At 66.4% G+C, this 17060-nt stretch carries 16 protein-coding genes; 12 read left to right on the top strand and 4 right to left on the bottom strand.

Annotation, left to right across the window (positions count from 1 at the left end):
• Window positions 1-149 precede the first annotated feature (149 nt).
• Complete coding sequence (murF, locus tag ABZS77_RS14575; RefSeq protein ID WP_354822552.1) at window positions 150-1547, top strand: UDP-N-acetylmuramoyl-tripeptide--D-alanyl-D-alanine ligase; 1398 nt, start codon at window positions 150-152, stop codon at window positions 1545-1547.
• Between the two features lie 3 nt (window positions 1548-1550).
• Here murF and murC read toward each other — a convergent pair whose 3' ends face one another.
• On the bottom strand, window positions 1551-3290 hold the full coding sequence (gene murC / locus ABZS77_RS14580) for a UDP-N-acetylmuramate--L-alanine ligase (protein WP_354822554.1): 1740 nt from the start codon (window positions 3288-3290) through the stop codon (window positions 1551-1553).
• Between the two features lie 698 nt (window positions 3291-3988).
• Here murC and ABZS77_RS14585 point away from each other — a divergent pair.
• From ABZS77_RS14585 to ABZS77_RS14610, 6 genes are all read left to right on the top strand, one after another.
• Window positions 3989-5344, top strand: coding sequence for a Tat pathway signal protein (locus ABZS77_RS14585; protein WP_354822556.1), 1356 nt, complete (start codon window positions 3989-3991; stop codon window positions 5342-5344).
• 30 nt (window positions 5345-5374) lie between these two features.
• Window positions 5375-5863: an SAM-dependent methyltransferase gene (locus ABZS77_RS14590; RefSeq protein ID WP_354822558.1), complete on the top strand. Its 489-nt coding sequence runs from the start codon at window positions 5375-5377 to the stop codon at window positions 5861-5863.
• Between the two features lie 96 nt (window positions 5864-5959).
• On the top strand, window positions 5960-6952 hold the full coding sequence (locus tag ABZS77_RS14595; RefSeq protein WP_354822560.1) for a hypothetical protein: 993 nt from the start codon (window positions 5960-5962) through the stop codon (window positions 6950-6952).
• A 310-nt stretch (window positions 6953-7262) separates the two neighbouring features.
• Window positions 7263-7979: a TIGR02391 family protein gene (locus tag ABZS77_RS14600; protein ID WP_354822562.1), complete on the top strand. Its 717-nt coding sequence runs from the start codon at window positions 7263-7265 to the stop codon at window positions 7977-7979.
• Window positions 7980-8210: 231 nt separating this feature from the next.
• Entirely contained in the window at window positions 8211-8693 is a 483-nt protein-coding gene (locus ABZS77_RS14605; protein ID WP_354822564.1) for a DUF4365 domain-containing protein, read from the top strand.
• Window positions 8690-9877: a hypothetical protein gene (locus ABZS77_RS14610; RefSeq protein WP_354822566.1), complete on the top strand. Its 1188-nt coding sequence runs from the start codon at window positions 8690-8692 to the stop codon at window positions 9875-9877. The genes ABZS77_RS14605 and ABZS77_RS14610 overlap by 4 nt, the downstream gene beginning before the upstream one ends.
• 729 nt (window positions 9878-10606) lie before the next feature.
• On the opposite strand, the gene ABZS77_RS14615 is transcribed toward ABZS77_RS14610, so the two are convergent.
• Both ABZS77_RS14615 and ABZS77_RS14620 read right to left on the bottom strand, forming a co-directional pair.
• The gene (locus ABZS77_RS14615; protein ID WP_354822568.1) at window positions 10607-10978 is read right to left on the bottom strand and encodes a hypothetical protein; all 372 of its coding nucleotides are present in this window, start codon (window positions 10976-10978) and stop codon (window positions 10607-10609) included.
• Window positions 10979-11194: 216 nt separating this feature from the next.
• Complete coding sequence (locus ABZS77_RS14620) at window positions 11195-11905, bottom strand: SDR family oxidoreductase (protein ID WP_354822570.1); 711 nt, start codon at window positions 11903-11905, stop codon at window positions 11195-11197.
• A 58-nt stretch (window positions 11906-11963) separates the two neighbouring features.
• Between ABZS77_RS14620 and ABZS77_RS14625 the strand changes: the two genes are divergently transcribed.
• The 4 genes from ABZS77_RS14625 (at window position 11964) to ABZS77_RS14640 (ending at window position 15597) form a co-directional block, all read left to right on the top strand.
• Window positions 11964-12326, top strand: coding sequence for a MerR family transcriptional regulator (locus ABZS77_RS14625; protein ID WP_354822572.1), 363 nt, complete (start codon window positions 11964-11966; stop codon window positions 12324-12326).
• 77 nt (window positions 12327-12403) lie between these two features.
• Window positions 12404-12784: a VOC family protein gene (locus ABZS77_RS14630; RefSeq protein ID WP_354822766.1), complete on the top strand. Its 381-nt coding sequence runs from the start codon at window positions 12404-12406 to the stop codon at window positions 12782-12784.
• A gap of 156 nt (window positions 12785-12940) precedes the next feature.
• Window positions 12941-15019, top strand: a complete 2079-nt coding sequence (locus ABZS77_RS14635) for a PQQ-dependent sugar dehydrogenase (RefSeq protein ID WP_354822574.1) — start codon at window positions 12941-12943, stop codon at window positions 15017-15019.
• A gap of 104 nt (window positions 15020-15123) precedes the next feature.
• Window positions 15124-15597: a DUF3592 domain-containing protein gene (locus tag ABZS77_RS14640; RefSeq protein WP_354822576.1), complete on the top strand. Its 474-nt coding sequence runs from the start codon at window positions 15124-15126 to the stop codon at window positions 15595-15597.
• Between the two features lie 19 nt (window positions 15598-15616).
• Here the strand turns inward: ABZS77_RS14640 and ABZS77_RS14645 are convergent, their stop codons facing one another.
• A complete protein-coding gene (locus ABZS77_RS14645) occupies window positions 15617-16048 on the bottom strand; it encodes a VOC family protein (protein ID WP_354822578.1) in 432 nt (143 codons plus the stop codon).
• A gap of 114 nt (window positions 16049-16162) precedes the next feature.
• On the opposite strand from ABZS77_RS14645, the gene ABZS77_RS14650 reads away from it, so the two are divergent.
• Window positions 16163-17056 (top strand): septum formation family protein, encoded by an 894-nt coding sequence (locus tag ABZS77_RS14650; protein ID WP_354822580.1) that lies wholly within the window; start codon window positions 16163-16165, stop codon window positions 17054-17056.
• Window positions 17057-17060 lie beyond the last annotated feature (4 nt).

A 17060-nucleotide genomic window follows, 5' to 3' on the forward strand; every position in this document is an offset into this window, starting at 1 on the left:
CAAGGAGGCGATCGGCTTCCTTGAGTTCGGGGCTCTCGGCTACGCAGCCCAGATGGGCGACCTACCGCACGCTGCCGACATGCAGCAACACCGACCAATGGATCGGGCGCGGCATCAGCTCGACACGGTAGGTTCATGCCGTGCTCCCGATGACCCTCGAAGAGATCACAGCCGCGATCGGCGGAGCAGTCCACGACGCCCCCGACGCGGTGATCGTCACGGCCCCAGTGGCGTTCGACAGCCGGCGCGTGGAGCCCGGCGGGATGTTTGTAGCGCTGCCGGGTGAGCGCGTCGACGGGCACGACTACGCCGCCCAGGCGATCGAGGCCGGCGCGGTGGCAGTGCTGGCGTCACGACCGGTTGGGGTGCCGGCGGTGGTCGTCGAGGACGTGCCCACCGCCTATGGACGCCTTGCCCGCGCGATGGTCAACCGGCTGGCGCAAACGACGGTTATCGGTGTGACCGGCTCGGTAGGCAAGACATCGACCAAAGACATCCTGGCCCAGGTGCTCCCCGCGTGGGGCGAGACGGTGGCTAACCGGGGGTCGAACAACAACGAGCTTGGGTTGCCGTACACGGTCACCCGCGCCATCACCAGCACCCGCTATCTCGTGTTGGAGATGGGCGCACGCGGCATCGGGCATGTGGCGTACCTGACTCACATCGCCCCGCCCACCGTCAGTGTCGTTACCCGGGTCGGGCACGCGCACCTTGGCGAGTTCGGTTCGGTGGAGAACATCGCACAGGCCAAGGGCGAGATCGTGGAAGCACTGCCCAGCGCGCACGACGGCGGCCTAGCGGTGCTCAACGCCGACGATGAGTTGGTGGCCGCCATGGCGAGCCGCACCCGCGCCCGAGTGCTGACCTACGGCATCGAGAGCCCGGCAGACGTACGGGCCGAGAACGTGACATTGGACGAGCTGGGCCGCGCCGGCTTCCGGCTCATGTACGACGGCCAGACCGCCGAAGTGCGGTTGCGCCTGTACGGCTTGCATCAGGCGTCCAACGCGCTCGCCGCCGCGACCGTTGCCCTCGGGCTGGGCCACCCGATCGAGGCCGTGGCCGAGGCGGTGTCGCAAGCCGAAGCGGTGTCACCGGGCCGGATGCAGGTCACTACCCGCGCGGACGGCGTGACGATCATCAACGACGCCTACAACGCCGCGCCCGACGCCATGCGCGCCGCACTACGCGCCTTGCACGCGATGACCGGGGACGACCAACGGGCAGTCGCGGTATTGGGCGAGATGAATGAGTTGGGCGAGCACGCCACAGAGGTGCACCGCGAGATCGGACAGCAGGTAGCCGAGATCGGGGCCGAGTGGCTGGTGGCGATCGGCGGGACGAACGCCGACCAGTACGCGGCCGGAGCCGCCAGAAGCGGCACGGTAGTTAATCGGGCGGCGGACGTAGCGCAGGCGTGGGACATGCTCCGCGACGGCCTGCGGCCGGGCGATGTCGTGTTGGTGAAGGCATCGAACAGCGCCGGGCTCCTCGCGCTCGCGGACAAGCTGATCGAGGAACCCGGCGCTGTCACCGCCCAGGCGTAGGGGTCACGCGGACAACGCGACCTCGGAGCGCTGGCTCAGGGCGTCCAGGATCGCCGCACCGTAGTCGGTCACGTCGCCGGTGCCCATCGTCAGGACCACGTCACCGCGACCGGCCATCCGCCCGACGATCCGGGCCACGTGATCCGGGCCGAGCGGCAGGCAGTATTTGCCGTCGCGCAAGTGAGTCACGATCACTGTGGCGTCGGCTGCCGGCCGTCCCTGGGGCACGGTGCCGTGTACGTCGAGCAGCAGGACGTAATCGGCCTTGTCTGCCAGGAGCTGGCCGATTCGCCGACCGAAGGCCAGCACCCGGGCATGCCCGGACGGCTGGAACACCACGAGGACCCGACCGCGAGCCAGAGTGCGCGCGGCTTCCAGGTCGGCGGCAATCTCCTTCGGGTGGTCGGCGTAGGAGTCGATCACCGTCACCCCGGCCCGAGTGTCGATGTGCTCGAAGCGACGGCGTACCCCCGTGAAGGTGCATGCCGCGCCCGCTACGTCGGCGGGATCCAGGCCCAGGGCCACCGCGCACGCCACGGCCGCGACCGCGTTCTCCAGGTGGTGCGCGGCCGGGGTCGGCAGAGTCAGCCGCACCGTCGTCCCGTTCGGCATCCGAACCGTCGCCGAAACGCTCCACCCCTCCGCGTGCACATCGAGCAGGCAGATATCGGCCGTACGGCTCCGGCCGTAGCGCAGCACCGTCAGGTCAGGTCGTTCGTCAGCGATGACCTCGGCGGCCACGTTCGCACCCACGCAGTCGGCGTTCGCGACCAGGAACCCGCGCGGTGCGATCCGGGAGCCGAACTCGACGTAGGCGCGCATCACCGCGGCATGGTTGACGAAATTCTCCGGGTGGTCGTCCGTGACGTTGGTGATGATCGCGATCGACGGGGTGAGGAAGTGAAACGACCGGTCCGACTCGTCCGCCTCAGCGACCAGCAACCCGGACCCGCCGAGACGGGCGCCAGAGCCCGGCCCGGTCAGGTCAGCCCCGATCAGGTAGGTCGGGTCCTCCCCAAGGGTGCGCAGGATGTGGGCCAGGATGCCGGTCGTGGTGGACTTGCCGTGCGAGCCGGACACCGCGACGAACCGCCGGTTAGCGCTGAGCGCGTCGAGGACCTGCGCCCGGTGAACCACCGGGATACCGGCGACGCGGGCCGCCCCGATCTCCGGCGCGTCTTGGGCAACAGTGGTGTAGACGACGCAGCTCGCGCCCTGCACGTGGGAGGCGTCGTGCCCCACGTGCACTCGCACGCCCGCAACGGCCAGGGCTGCGAGTGTGGTTGAGTCGTTCAGGTCGCTGCCGCTGACCTGGTGGCCCAGTTCGGCCAGCAGCCGGGCCAGGCCAGACATCGCCGACCCACCGACGCCCACGAAGTGCGGACGGGACAGGTCAATCGGGCCGGTGTAAGCCTCGGTCGTCGGGTTACCAGTGATCGTGTCGGTCATGGTGCCGTGTCTCCTTCGATGTAAGGGCTGACGGGTTCCGTGCCGTGAGCTGACGTGCGAGGGGGTCCGCTCCTTCCGACGGGTGCGATTCCTTGCGCGCGGCCGAGGTGGCCTCGGATCACCGCCTCGGCCGCGCGAGTCCAATCGATATCTGTCGGCCTGTAGGGCGAGGCCGGAGACGATGGCAGGCCACCGCTGGAAAACGGGCGATAGCCAGTAGCCGGCGGCGCAGCACCGAGCGCCTGTTGCTTCCGCTCTCGCTTGCGCGCCGCGCGGCACGAGGGACACGCACACGGGCGGCCACCAGGGAAGCGGCGTGACCGGTGCGGGCGATGCCTTGGTCGGATCAGATCCGCATCGTCGTCATCCATGAGCGCCGTCACTGCTTCCGCAGGGTGGGGTGTTCACGACGGCACGAGACGATGGTCCGAAGAAGCAGTGCCGCCGATCCGACGCGCGTTGATCAGCTCAGGGCGGGTCGCCCCCGGGTTCGGCCTGGGTAGACGCAGTGAGCGGCGGAATACTCGAACGGCATCTTCGCGTTGCGGGCTTGACCCCGACTTTCCACAGCCGGCGCAACAACCATTGGCGCTCAAAACCGTGTGCCGATCCAAAACCAGTTGTGCCCTGTCGATCTGCCCGCCGCCGGAGTAAGTAGTCACGCGATTTCACCTCCCGAGGGGGCAGGGCACGCTGCATGAGTAACAACCTCTCGTCCACGCGGCGCACCCTGCCCGTCACCCACCACTACGGCGCACACCGCTCGTAGCAATGGGGATTCCGTCCAGATTTCAGCCACACAAGACCGACGCGACGCAGGGCTAATCAATTTGCCGATTCGTCGTCGTCTTGCGTACCTACAGCGAAACGCAAACCACCGCCGTTAGGTACTCTGTGACGCACGTCGAAGCGGTGAACGTGGTGAAAGATCGACTTCTATGCGGGGGTACACAGTGCCGCAAGCGGGACCCGGCAACACCAAGCTCGCAGCCGTGATCGCGGAAGCTGGGATGTCCCACGCCGAGGTGGCACGAGCACTGGTCCGCGTCGCTCAAGAGAGCAACGCGGACGAGTTGACCGGGGTCGGCCGCTCCCACGTCTCGCACTGGATCGCCGGCTCGAAGCCCTCCGGACGAGCACCCGTGCTGCTCTGCGAAGCGTTGTCACGCAAGCTCGGACGCGCGCTGACCTTGGAGGACATCGGTCTACCGACTCCACTGCTGTCCTCAGCGGACATGCTTGGGTGGCGAGTCGATACGCTGGCTGCGCTGACCGAACTCGGGAGAGTCGACGTGGACGCTGAGCGCAGGCGTGTTCTGGGCACTGCCGCCTACTCGCTCGCTGCGCTTGCCCTGCCAGGCGATCCCTGGTGGACGCGCATGGCCGAGCTAGGCCAAGCGCGGGGCACGCCCGCCGGCAGGACAGTAGGCAGAGGCGATGTTGACGCGGTACACGACATGGTGTCGCTGTTCTCGCGCGTCGACCAGCGCCGAGGCGGCGGGCACGCCCGGTCAGCAGTGGTCCAATATCTCAGCTCCGACGTGGCGGGTTACCTACGCGGACGCTACGCCGACGAAACGCTGAGACGTGACATGTTCACCGCCGCCAGCGAGCTTTCTTACCTTGCGGGATGGATGGCGTTTGACAATGGCGAACACAACGTCGCGCAGCACTATTTCAACATCGCAGTAAAGTTAGCTGCCGAAGCTGACAACCCAGCAATGGCGGGACACGTCCTACGCGCAATGGCACACCAGGCGATCGACCTTGGGCACCATAACCACGCTCTCGATCTCGCCAATGCCTCGGTACACGGCGACCGCTACGAGACGGCAGCTCCACGGGAACGCGCGCTCATCGGGGTGGTCCATGCTCGCGCTCTAGCGGTGAATGGCGAGACCCGAAGTTCGGCCCGCGCACTGATACGAGCAGAGGACGACCTTGCCGCCGCCACCCACGGGGACGATGAGCCCGGACGAGTCTTCTTCTTCGCTGAGGCCAGCCTCGCGCACGAGACGGCATGCGCGTTGCGTGACACCGGCGACCTGGCGGGTGCGACAAGTCATTTCCGCCGCAGTGTCAGGACACGCAAAGCGGCAGCCTTCACCCGAACGCACGCCGTCACGCTTGGTTACCTCGGGGCGGTGCAGGCCCGACAGGGCGAGATTGAGGAAGCCTGCGCAACGTGGTCCCGCGCCCTCGACGCGATGGACGGCGTTCGCTCGGGCCGTACACGTCAGGTAGCCGCCGAGATGCGCGCCATCCTCTCCCCCTATCAAAACCGCAGGATCCGAGGGGTCCAGGAGATCGATGCACGTGCCAAAAGCTACCTCTCTACTTCTGCCTAGAAGAAGTCACCTACAGACCGGGAGGCCCGAATGGCAGCCGAAGAATTCACCGTGGAGTCCATTGCTCGCGTCGTAGGGGGAAGAACCGAGCCAACAGACGACTACTGGGGCGGAACCAGAGCTGTCATTCGAGTCGATGAAAAACGCTTCACACCAGAAGCCACCAAAGGACTTGAGGAGTTCTCTCATCTTGAGGTCGTGTTTCGCTTCCATCTCACCGATCCCACTGACCTGAACCTCGGTGCACGTCGCCCCAGGGACAACCCGGAGTGGCCGGAAGTCGGCATCTTTGGCCATCGCAACATGCGTCGGATCAACTGGCTGGGTGTAAGTCGGTGCCGCCTGGTCAAAGTTGACGGGCTTGATCTTCACGTCGAGGACCTGGACGCGGTGGACGGCACTCCAGTCCTAGACATCAAGCCGTGGTTCTCAGAGTTCGGGCCACGGGGCTCGGTGCAGCAGGCTAGCTGGACCTCCGAAATGCTGCAAAGCTATTTCACCTCACCCGGCGATCAATAAGCCTGACGCCCAGCAGACTTGCGGACGTCATCGAGCGCGTGACATCCGCCGCCTTCAGACAACCTCTGTGACCTGACTATCATGCACAATGGAGGCATGAGTTCCGATCGCGTCTGGGCATACCTGCGGATGACCCGAGCCGAACCGCCAGGAGGTATCAGGGGCGCACGACGCAAGACCTACGTTGCCGCGTTAGAGCAGGCTCAGCAGATGTTTGCTGCTGCTGCAACGGTGGGTGTAGCGACGCGCCCTCTGCTGCTGTTTTACGGACTTTCCCAGGGAGGACGGGCGGTCGCCGCCGCAGCGAAAAGCGTGTCTAACAACGACTACGCCCTGCGGGGGCACGGTATAAAGGCAAACCCTGCAACCTTTAATGGCCCTCTCACCAAAGTCGAGGTTCACACAGAAGGACGGGATGACGCCAGCTTCAAGAGGCTGTCGGGCATCCTCGCGTCACCGACATGGGATGCACACACACCGCTGACGCTCGGAGAGCTGTGGAACTCCCTCCCTGAGGGTCAGGACATGTCTCTCGATCCTACTATCGGCGCTTCCCCTTTGCCAGCATCCGTCCACTCTTCGGTTGAAGATCCATCTGAGCTGCTGCTGGTCGTCAGTGCTATTCCCGCCGAAGTAATGCCCTCAGTTCACGACAATGATTTTGGGCCGGCTCTCAACCAATTCCTCGGTCGATATCCAACGCTCAGCGGCAGCGTGAAGCGACTTTCTAGGGGCGTGGGACCCTTCGGTGGAGGTGGATCGGTTCAGTTCGCATATCCCGCCAGCGCAAACTCCAACTATCAGCAGCGCGAAGCCATCGCAGAATCACATTCCACTCGGTACCGGTTACACGACCGATTCGTCTTCCCAGCGCTCGGGGCCAACTCCGCCCCGCTGCACCCACTCTTGGCGTGGTGGGCACTCCTCTTCGCCCTGTCTATGCTCGCCCGGTATCACCCCGAGTCGTGGGCCGACCACATCGCAGTGGACACTAGCAGTATAGCTGTCGCCATCGAGACGCTATTGTCAGATGCATTAACGGTAGTGCCTCAGATACTCCTCCGCACCATCCTTGATGTCGCTCAATGATCACTAAAGCCAACCAGGTCTCGCCCACGGAATCCACCGGAGGGAAAGGGCAGCAATATGATCAGCATTCGCCACAGTACGGGCGCCAGGGCAGCTTGAGGCGGCGGGCACAGATTGCAGCGTTAACCCGGTTCGCCGAAAGGGCACCGTTGCTTCCCTGCGAACCCAGCGGCGTAGACCATCCAGTGTAGGTCCGACGTCAGTGTGGCCACCGCGTACCGTGCCGTCTCGCTCCTGCACGACTGGGATCTTGTCGTGGGGCAGCCGGGGCGCGGGGTCCATGTCGCAGGGGAGAAGTAGGCTCGCGTCCATGCGCCCTGCTGTCGCCATCGAGGAACTGACGAAGCTCAAGGCCGAGGCCGAAGCTGCTGATCTCTTCCGTCAGCGCGAGGGCTTGGAGTCGTGGAAGCATCGGGTGCGCATGATCTTTGTCCGCACACTGGGCACTGACAACCATATTGTGGAGAGCTTCGACAAGGTTAGGTATTCGCCGACCGCGATATCCGGTGGTATGCCCCGGTCTGCCTACGAGGAACGTCGGCGTAGCGGAGTCCTGAGTGTCATGGGGCTGACAGACGCGGCCATCTATGAACTCCAGTTCAGTGGCGGCGGCGAGCCAGTGGACGAGTACGCGTACGACCCTGATCTTTGGTCGCACGTCAAGGGACTGGTAGATGACGAGGAGTGGGGGAAGGTCGCCAGTCAGACAGCGATCTTTGTTGAGAACCACGTCCGAACGTGGGCGGGGAACCCGCAGGATCGGAACGACAACAACCTGGTCGGCAAGGCTCTCTACCTGAAGGTATTCGACGATGCCAGCGACTACCGGCTCGGCCGGCAAGCCAGCGAGCGCGAGGGCTGGCGGTACCTCGGGATGGGCTTCGCCCAAGCGCTCAGCAACGTGGACCGGCACCGCATCCAGACCCGGGACGACGCCAAGCGGTACGCCCTCGGCGTGCTCGGCCTCGGGAGCCTGCTGCTGACGCAACTCCGGTACGAGCACAGCGACATCCTCAAGACCGAGTAGCTCGGCGCAGCGCTCAGGCCGCCCGCCACCAGGCAGACGACCCCGATACCTCCGGTTCGCGGTCGGTCAGTGTGCACACGACTGCTGTCGGGTTTTAGCCTCGACTTTTCGGTGGGTAGATCTACATGCAACGGAGCGTCACAATGATCGCTCCGGACTGTAGGGGGAACCATGTCTGTCGCTGTCGATGACCCAACTCCACTGCGTGGGGACCTGGATCAGAAGCAGTGCATGGAGACCCTTCAGGAGGCATACCTACACGCCGTGGCTGCGGCGGCCCGCTGCTCCCTCTCGAAACCCAATAGGGATCGAGGGATTGACTGGAAGATCAGCCATCAATCGACTGAGCATCTTCACGACTTCGAGGTAGATCTCCGAGTCCAACTGAAGAGCACATATCAGGTCGCGCCGGCAAGCGGTCTGGATTCGATTCCGATCTCGTTGCCGAACAGTCAGCTAAACCGCCTAGCGCACTCGCCCGTCATCACTTCAACGATCTTGGTCGCCATGCTGGTGCCTCGCGATATTGGGCAGTGGATCGAGGTAGGTTCCAACCACATGATGCTCCGCCATTGTTGCTATTGGCGGAACCTCGAAGGACACCCGATTACCGGCAGGGACGAGACGGTCGTTAGGGTTCCCACGTCTCAGGTCTTTGACGAGTTCGCTCTCTGCGACATCATGCGACGCATCGGGGCCGGCGGTCGAGCATGACCATCCCGATGGACGCCGTGGCGCTGGACGGCTCGTGGATCAGCCCGAGTCAGACTGTGGCATATCTACAGCGCCAGGGTTGGACGATCCGCGGCGGGCGCGAAGGGTTGTACCTGCGACTAGCTCCACCGACCGTCGGTCAGAGTGTTGTGGTTCCGATGGACGTGGGGCATGCCGACTTTCGGAATCTGCTGACCGACGCAGTCGCGGCCGTCGGGGACATCTCCGGTATAAATTATGAGCGGATGCTCACCAGACTTGATGTTGGCATTGGCGATTTGGTCCGATTCCGCAAGGAGATGCCTACGCCACACGGAACGATTCCTTGGACGTCCGGTCAATCACTGATCGCCGCGTCTACTCGGCTGCTTGAAGCGGCTGCGAAGGCCCAGCGGGAGAAGACCAAGTATTTCGGAAACAAACATTGGACCTCTGCCAAGGCGTACATGAACAGTGTCCGCATGGGGCAGACGGAGATAGGCAGCTATGTCGTCACGGCGCTAACTCCCGTGGGCGACATTGCCGGGGTAGACGTACCCTTGCCAGGCTTCGGCGAGGCCCTGACAGGCCGTGAGGTTACGCGCACATTGGTATCGAGTCTGGAAGCCACCCGGGAAGCAACAGATCAGTTCAACCGAACATCATCCACTGCCGCCTTTGACGAAGCAGTCCAGTACGGAGTCTCATATGAGCTGACGCAAGCCCTAGCCCGGCTCGTCGCCAACTCGGACGGAGCCGAGGTCGGCGTGGAGTGGCGGGACTGGCGGGAAGATGCACCCGGTCCGACGTACGTACAGTTCGAGCCATCGGACGTCACTGCTCTTGAAAGCGCCAGTACCCGGTTCGCCCGGACCGAGCCTTCAGTCGGCGTCACAGCACTCGGGACGGTAACCCTGCTCGACCGGCCCAGGCCGGGCACTGCGGGCGTGATCCGTTTGAACGTCATCGAGGGCTCGCAAGCCAAGAAGCTCCGCGTTCGGCTGCCTGAGGAGCTGTACGACCAGGCAATCCAGGCTTTCCGAGAAGGGCTTGCGATGCGACTGTCTGGCCGGCAGGAGAAGGAGGGACGGCTGTACTGGCTGTACGACCCGCAAGGGATCGACCTCGTTGAGGTCCCCTCGGCGGTGGAGCCTGGCCCTGCCGAGCAGGACAGCGATGACGACCTCGATCAGCCCCTGTTTTAGGCAGACGCTAGCGGTTCAGAATCGAACCCCTCCGCCAGCGGCCATCAGCCACCAGTCGACCCGTAAACCGGCGGTTCGGGTTCACGGATCGCCCTTGCGACTTCGCGTTCGGCCCCTGGCCTACCGTTCGTAGGGCGTGGGGCGGCAGAGATCGTGCTCGCTGCCGAAAAGCGGGTCACCTCGCGCGGCGGGTGCCGCCGACTGCCGATCACGCTGCGGCCCGGTCAGCGCCTCGTACCGTTCGGGTAGCGGGTCCTGATGGCTTCCAGTTCGGCGGGTGATATGCCGGGGTCACCCAACGAACTTGCTGACCCGTCGTGCCCCGCGGCATGTTTGCCGGCTTACGGGTCGAGTGTCAAACATCAGGTGGGACTCAACATGCCTGGGCCTCACATGCCAAATGGCCAGAGAGGCTGATCGTTTGGAGGGTGAGCCCGCAGTGAGCCCGGACGCCTCCGGATCTGGCGTCACGATCCGACATGGATCGACATGGCTAGGGGTGTCTACCTGGACAGATAGACACCCCTAGCAACTCACGATCACGGGCTAACCCGTATTCGATTCAACTTCTAATCCCAAGGTCGTAGGTTCGAACCCTACCGGGCGCACAGGTACTTCTTAATCTGAGCGGTTCGCGTGGGGCTGTTCGTGGTGCAGGTGGACGAGCGGCGCAACCCGCGCACCGCGCGACGCTCGACCATGGCGGTCGTCCGCGCCTTCCTGCCTTCGCTAAAGAACGCGACGGACGCCAACAGCGTCAGTGTCGGATGGCGTGCCGCTGCCATGTTCGATCATGTGTTGGACAAGCGTGGGAGCGAAGTCCGGCTGGCAGTAGGACGTGGTGTCAAGGCCGTTGGGACCGACGAATCGGAAGTCCACCTGGTGCTCTGTCGACCGGACCGTTTCCTGCCACCAAGCCGCCAGTGGCGCGGCGAGTTCGCTGAGGGTTGACCGCTGCGGCGCGATGAACCACAGCACGTTGCCCGCCCGGTGCACCTCGATGTTGCGGCTCTGCGCCAACGGGGCCACGGCAATCAGGAGTTGGGCGGGGTCGAGCGCGTCCCCCTCCGCGAAGAGACTCACACCAAATCCGACCGGCATGCCGCGCAGCCTAACCGCCGGCCACGTCGACGTGTTGTACAGCTGAGGCCACCTGATGACGCCGACGCCATCCGACAAGGACGGACGGGCTGACCAGGTTACGCAACCACCGACCGGCCTCCCGCGATCGTGGTGCGGGCGCCCGGCGGGACCAACCCCGCTGGACGCCCGCCGCAGCTCTTCAGATTCCCTGACCGTCGAGCCGGCGTGGTGGTGTCAGCCGAAGAGGGCGCCGGGGATGTCGGCGTAGAAGAGGGCGGGGTCGCCGGAGAGCGAGGCCTTGACCTTGGCGGTGGGGCTGTCGGCGATCACTTCGAGCTTGCCCGCTTCCAGGCCGTCCAACGCGATGGCGACCACCTCGTGGGGTGGGAGCTTGGGGATGTCGACGGCGGCCATCATGTCGGTGTCGGCGATGGCCAGCGCCAGTGCGGTGACCTGGGTTCCCTGGCCGGCCAGCTCGAGTCGAACGCCGTTCGTGAGAGACCATTCCGCGGCCTTGGAGGCGGCGTAGCCGTTGCTGGCGGGGGCGAAGGTGTACCAGCTCAGCGCTGAGATGACGTTGAGGATGGCGCCACCGGCGAGGGTGGGGGCGAAGGTGCGGATGACGTTGAGGGTGCCCCAGAAGTTGGTGTCGAACTCGCGGCGGATGTTCTCCGTGGAGGGCCCGAGCAGGGGCGCGTTCGTGGAGATGCCGGCGTTGTTGATGAGGATGTCGAGGTCGCCCACCTCGGCTGCCGCCGCGTCGATGGACGCCGGGTCGGTGATGTCCAGCTGGAGCGGGACGACGCCGGGGATGTCGATGTTCTCGGGGCGGCGGGCCGTGGCGTAGACGGTGGTGGCACCGCGGGCGACGAGAGCCTCGGCGAAGGCCTTGCCGAGGCCACGGTTGGTGCCCGTTACGAGGGCTTTCGTGCCGTTGATCTGCATGGAGCTAGGCTAGAACCTCACGTTGACGTCAGAGGCAAGTATTGCGAGGTGGGTCACTGTGCGGATCGGGGACCTGGCGACCCGTACGCGGGTCAGTGTCCGCGCGCTGCGGTACTACGAGGAGCAGGGCCTGCTGGCCTCGACACGGTCTGACAGCGGGCAGCGGCTCTACGGGAACGCGGCGGTCGACCGGGTGCGGCTGATCCAGCAGTTGTACGGCGCGGGACTGTCCAGCAAGACGATCGCGGAGCTCCTGCCGTGCGTGGACGCCCAGGTCAGTACGCCCGAGTCACGCCAACGGCTGGCGGCGGAGCGGGACCGGATCACCGCGCAGATCGCCGAGCTGACCATCACCCGGGACAGGCTCGACGACATCATCGCCGTGACGTCGGGGCCGAACCCCCAGTGCGACTACGTCTGAGCCTGGCGAGATTCGTCCGGCCCGGACAAGCGCGGATCGGCGTGGCGGAGCTGCGCTGATAGCGTCGCCGCGTGTCGATGTTCCGGGCTCCTCAGGTCATCCTCTTCAGCGAGGACGTTGCCCGCGCCGCCAACTTCTACGCCGGCCTCGGCTTCACCGAGACGTTCCGGGTGCCGACCGAGGGCGAGCCGATCCACATCGATCTCGTGCTCGACGGCTACAAGATCGGTATCGCCTCGGTGGCCTCCACGCGCGACGACCACGGACTCGACCCCGTGCCGCAGGGTCAACGGGCCGCGGTGATCCTCTGGACCGACGACACGGCGGGCGCGTACGCCGAACTGACGGCGAACGGCGCCCCCGCCCTGGCCGCACCGCACCGGTGGCTCGACCGCCTGCTGATCGCCTGGACGGCCGACCCGGACGGCAACCCGATCCAGATCGTCCAGCAGCTCTGACGACTCCGGAGGTCGCGTCGACCTCCGGTTTTGTCCCCCATCGAGTGACATCGTTGACTTGGGTGGGTAATTCATCTTTGATGGTCGATGTCAATTGTTCGACATGGTCGGGCGCTGGGTCGCCTGGGGCGGCCGGTCGACGATCCTGGAGGACGGATGCGATTCTTCGCGCGCACCAAACCGCTTCTGCCCCGCCGGCGGCTGCTGCCGGCGGCGGTGGCGGCGACACTGCTGACGGTTGCGGTCGGCGTGCCGGCCGCGGCGGCAGCTCCCTCGACCGTGGTCGGTGTGGGCAGTGGCCGCTGCCTGGACGTGATCGGCAACGTCCGGACGGCCGGCACGGGCATCAACATCTACGACTGCAACGGGCAGGCCAACCAGGCGTGGACCTTCACCTCGGCCGGTGAGCTGCGGGTGTACGACGGGACCATGTGCCTGGACGTGGTCGGGCAGGACACCACCGCGCCGGCCGCGCTCCAGATCAACGGTTGCACCGGCGGCGCCAACCAGCGCTGGCGGATCAACACCAACGGGACGATCGTCGGCGTCCAGTCCGGTCTGTGTCTGGACGTGACCGGCGCGAGCACCGCCAACAGCACCACCGTCGGTCTCTGGACCTGCAACGGACAGACCAACCAGCGGTGGACGACGGCCCTGGGCAGCGCCGACACTCAGCCGCCAACCGCACCGGGCAGCCCGCGGGTGAGCGGCCTGACCTGCAACTCGGTGACCTTCGCGTGGAACGCCTCGACGGACAACGTGACGGTCGCCTTCTACGACGTCTACCACGACGGTCAGCTCATGAAGTCGGTGAGCGGCACGACGCTGTCCACGAGCCTCACCGTGGTCGCCGGCGCGACCTGGGGGCTGTACGTCAACGCCCGCGACGCCGCCGGCAACGTGTCGCAGGCCAGCGCCACCGTGTCGATCACGCCGCCGGCGTGTCAGGCCGACACCCAGGCGCCGACCGCTCCGCAGCAGCTCACCGGCACCGCCTCGGGCACGACCGTGACGCTGCGGTGGACCGCGTCGACGGACAACATCGGGGTACGGGCGTACGACGTCTTCCGCAACGGCGTGAAGGTCGGCACGGTCACCGGCGCGCCGCCGGCCACCACGTTCACCGACAGTGGCCTGGCGGCGAACACCTCCTACCAGTACCAGGTGGTGGCCCGGGACGCGCAGGACAACGCGTCGCCGCGCAGCGGCACCGCGACGGTGACAACCGGCGCCGCGTGCGGCAACCCGGTGTGCGGGGTACGGCAGGTCACCACCGACACCGACATCCCGTGGGGGCTGGTGACGTTGCCGGACGGCAGCGTCCTCTACAACCGCCGCGACGCGCACGACATCATCCAGCTCAACCCCACCACCGGGGCGAAGACCAACCTGGGCACGGTGCCGAACGTGCAGAGCACCGACGGCGAGGGCGGCCTGTTGGGCCTGGCCATCTCACCCGGCTTCACCAGCGACCGGTGGTTGTACATCATGCACACCTCCCCCACCGACAACCGGGTCGTGCGGATCAGGCTGGAGAACGGCCAACTCAACACCGCCAGCGAGCAGGTGCTGCTCAGCGGCATCCGGCGCAACAAGTACCACGACGGCGGTCGCCTGCGGTTCGGCCCGGACGGCAAGGTGTACGCCAGCACCGGCGACGCGCAGAACGGCAACTACGCGCAGGACCGCTCGAGCCTGGAGGGCAAGATCCTGCGGCTCAACCCGGACGGCACCGTCCCGTCGGACAACCCGTTCGGCAACTACGTGTGGAGTTACGGCCACCGCAATCCGCAGGGGTTGGCGTTCGACTCGCAGGGCCGACTGTGGGAGCAGGAATTCGGCAACTCGATCATGGACGAGACCAACCTGATCACCAAGGGCGGCAACTACGGCTGGCCCGCGTGCGAGGGCACCAGCGGCACCTGCGGCACGGCCGGGTTCATCGCGCCGGCACGCACCTACCCGACCGCGGAAGGGTCCTGCTCCGGCATCACGATCGTGCGGGACGCCCTCTACGTGGCCTGCGCGCGGGGCGCCCGCATGTATCGCGCGGTGATCAGCGGCACCAGCCTGACGAACGTGCAGACCTACTTCAGTGGCACGTACGGCAGGTTGCGGACGGTGGAGCCCGCCCCCGACGGAGGGCTCTGGCTGACCACCACCAACCAGGGTGACAAGGACAGCACTCCGAACAACAGCAACGAACGCATCCTGCACGTCACCCTCGGCAACTGACCGGCGGGCCACCTCCGGCGCGGGCGACCAGGTTGCGCCCGCGTCGGAGGATGTGCCCTGTGACGAGACGACGGCGCAACTTCCCGGCACCGACCCCTGCTGGCATGCGCCCACGAATGCGGATCCTGCTGACCGCGTTGGCCATGCTGCTGCCGGGGCTGGGCCTGGCCGGTGGCACGCTGGCGTACCGGTGGCACGTGTCGTCGGAGGCGGACCGGTTGCGGGCCGACGGTGTGTTGGTCACGGCCCAGGTGTCCGATCGGGCGGGTGGCGGCGGTCGGGGCAGCGGCGTCGACCGGATCGAGGTCTCCTACCTGTACGGGTCGAGGCAGTACAGCACCTGGATCCCCTGCGCCGGCGGGACCGGCTGCCGCCGGACGCCCGGGCCAACGATGGCCGTGTGGGTGGACCCGGCGGCACCGGAGAGGTTCGTGGCGGCGAACGGGCACACCAACGGCTCATTGTCGTTCCTCATGTCCTGGACGGCGATCCCGGCCGGGCTGGTCTTCGCCGTCCTCGGCGGCGCCGGAGTGGTGCTTGTCGTCCGCACCAGGGACGACCAGTGGGCACAGCGGTGACCGACTCGATCGGTGGCCGTCAGGCCGCGGTCGCCGCGACGCAGAACTCGTTGCCCTCCGGGTCGGCCATCACCACGTGGTGCCGGTCGACTTCCTCCAGGACGCGCCCGCCCGCCTCGACCAGGCGCTGGACCTCCGCCACGATCCGTGCCCACCGCTCGTCGGGGTCGCCGCTGCCCGGCACCCGGATGTCGATGTGCAGGCGGTTCTTGGCCGTCTTGGGCTCGGGGACGTCGAGAATGGAGAGGCCCGGACCGACCCCGTCGGGATCGCACAGCCACGCCCCGCCCGCCGGGTCGTCCTCCGGAATGTCGAACTGGGCGAGCCACTCGGCCCGCGTCGCGAAGGGCGGGGGCGGCGGTTCGTCGATGTAGCCCAGGGCCGTCTTCCAGAAGGCGGCGAGCACCTGCGCGTTCGTGGAGTCGAGGGTGAGGTCGATTCTGGCTGCCATGGTCGGACCGTACGGCACCCCTGCGACGTTCCGGGCCCACGATCGCCGTTGCCACCACGTCACCGCGGTGCCATATGCTGCGCCCGTCGGCACGGGGGGCACGGGGAGATGCACATGCGACGCCAGGTCATGGCAGCGGTTGCGGCTGCGTTCAGCGCGGTGATGGTGGCGGGTTGCGGCACGCCGGCCGGGACGGACGGTGACCTGTCCGACGACTGGCGGCCGATGGCGCGGGCACAGCAGTTCGTCCCGAAGGCCGGTGAGTGTCACACAACCGCCGACCCGACGGCGTACCTCACCAGTTACGCCCCCGTGGACTGCGCGGCAACCCACCTCGTGGAGACCTTCCACCTGGGCACGTTCACCGGGGCGTTGGCCGCGCGGACGGTTCCGCCGGTGGTGGAGTCGGCGCCGATGCGCCCGATATTCGCTGACTGCGACGAGCGGGCCAAGCAGTTCGTGGGCGGTGAATGGCGCAATGCCCGCCTGTCGGTGCGGGTGACGCCGGCGTCGTTGGCCGGCTGGTCGGGTGGGGCCCGCTGGTACCGGTGCGACATCGTCGAGCTGGACGAGGTCAACGGCCCGAACGGCGAGTCCGACGCGGCGATCCAGCGGGTCGGTTCGCTCCGCGGCGCCCTGGCCACACGGTCGCCGCTGATGCTCGGCTGCATGAACGAGGACAAGTGGGGCATGCTGCGGGCGGTCGCCTGCACCAGTGGGCACCAGTTCGAGTACGCCGGCATCTGGACCGCCCCGGACCGCTCCTGGAAGGACGCCACGAGTGACGAGGGGGCCATCCACACCGCCTGCCGCACCGTCATCGCGCGCTTCGCGAAGGTGCCGGTGGACGCGAAGTTGCCCTACCGCACCGGCACCGCGTACCGCTTCCCGACGCGGCTGCTGTGGGAACGCGGCGACCGGGGTGTGCGCTGCTACTACTGGTCCAGCGGCACCACGGTCAAGCGGTCGATCGCCGGTGGCGGTACGGCGGCGCTGCCGCTTCGCTGAGCCG

It is taken from the genome of Micromonospora sp. NPDC005298, assembly GCF_040607375.1.
Lineage (GTDB): Bacteria > Actinomycetota > Actinomycetes > Mycobacteriales > Micromonosporaceae > Micromonospora.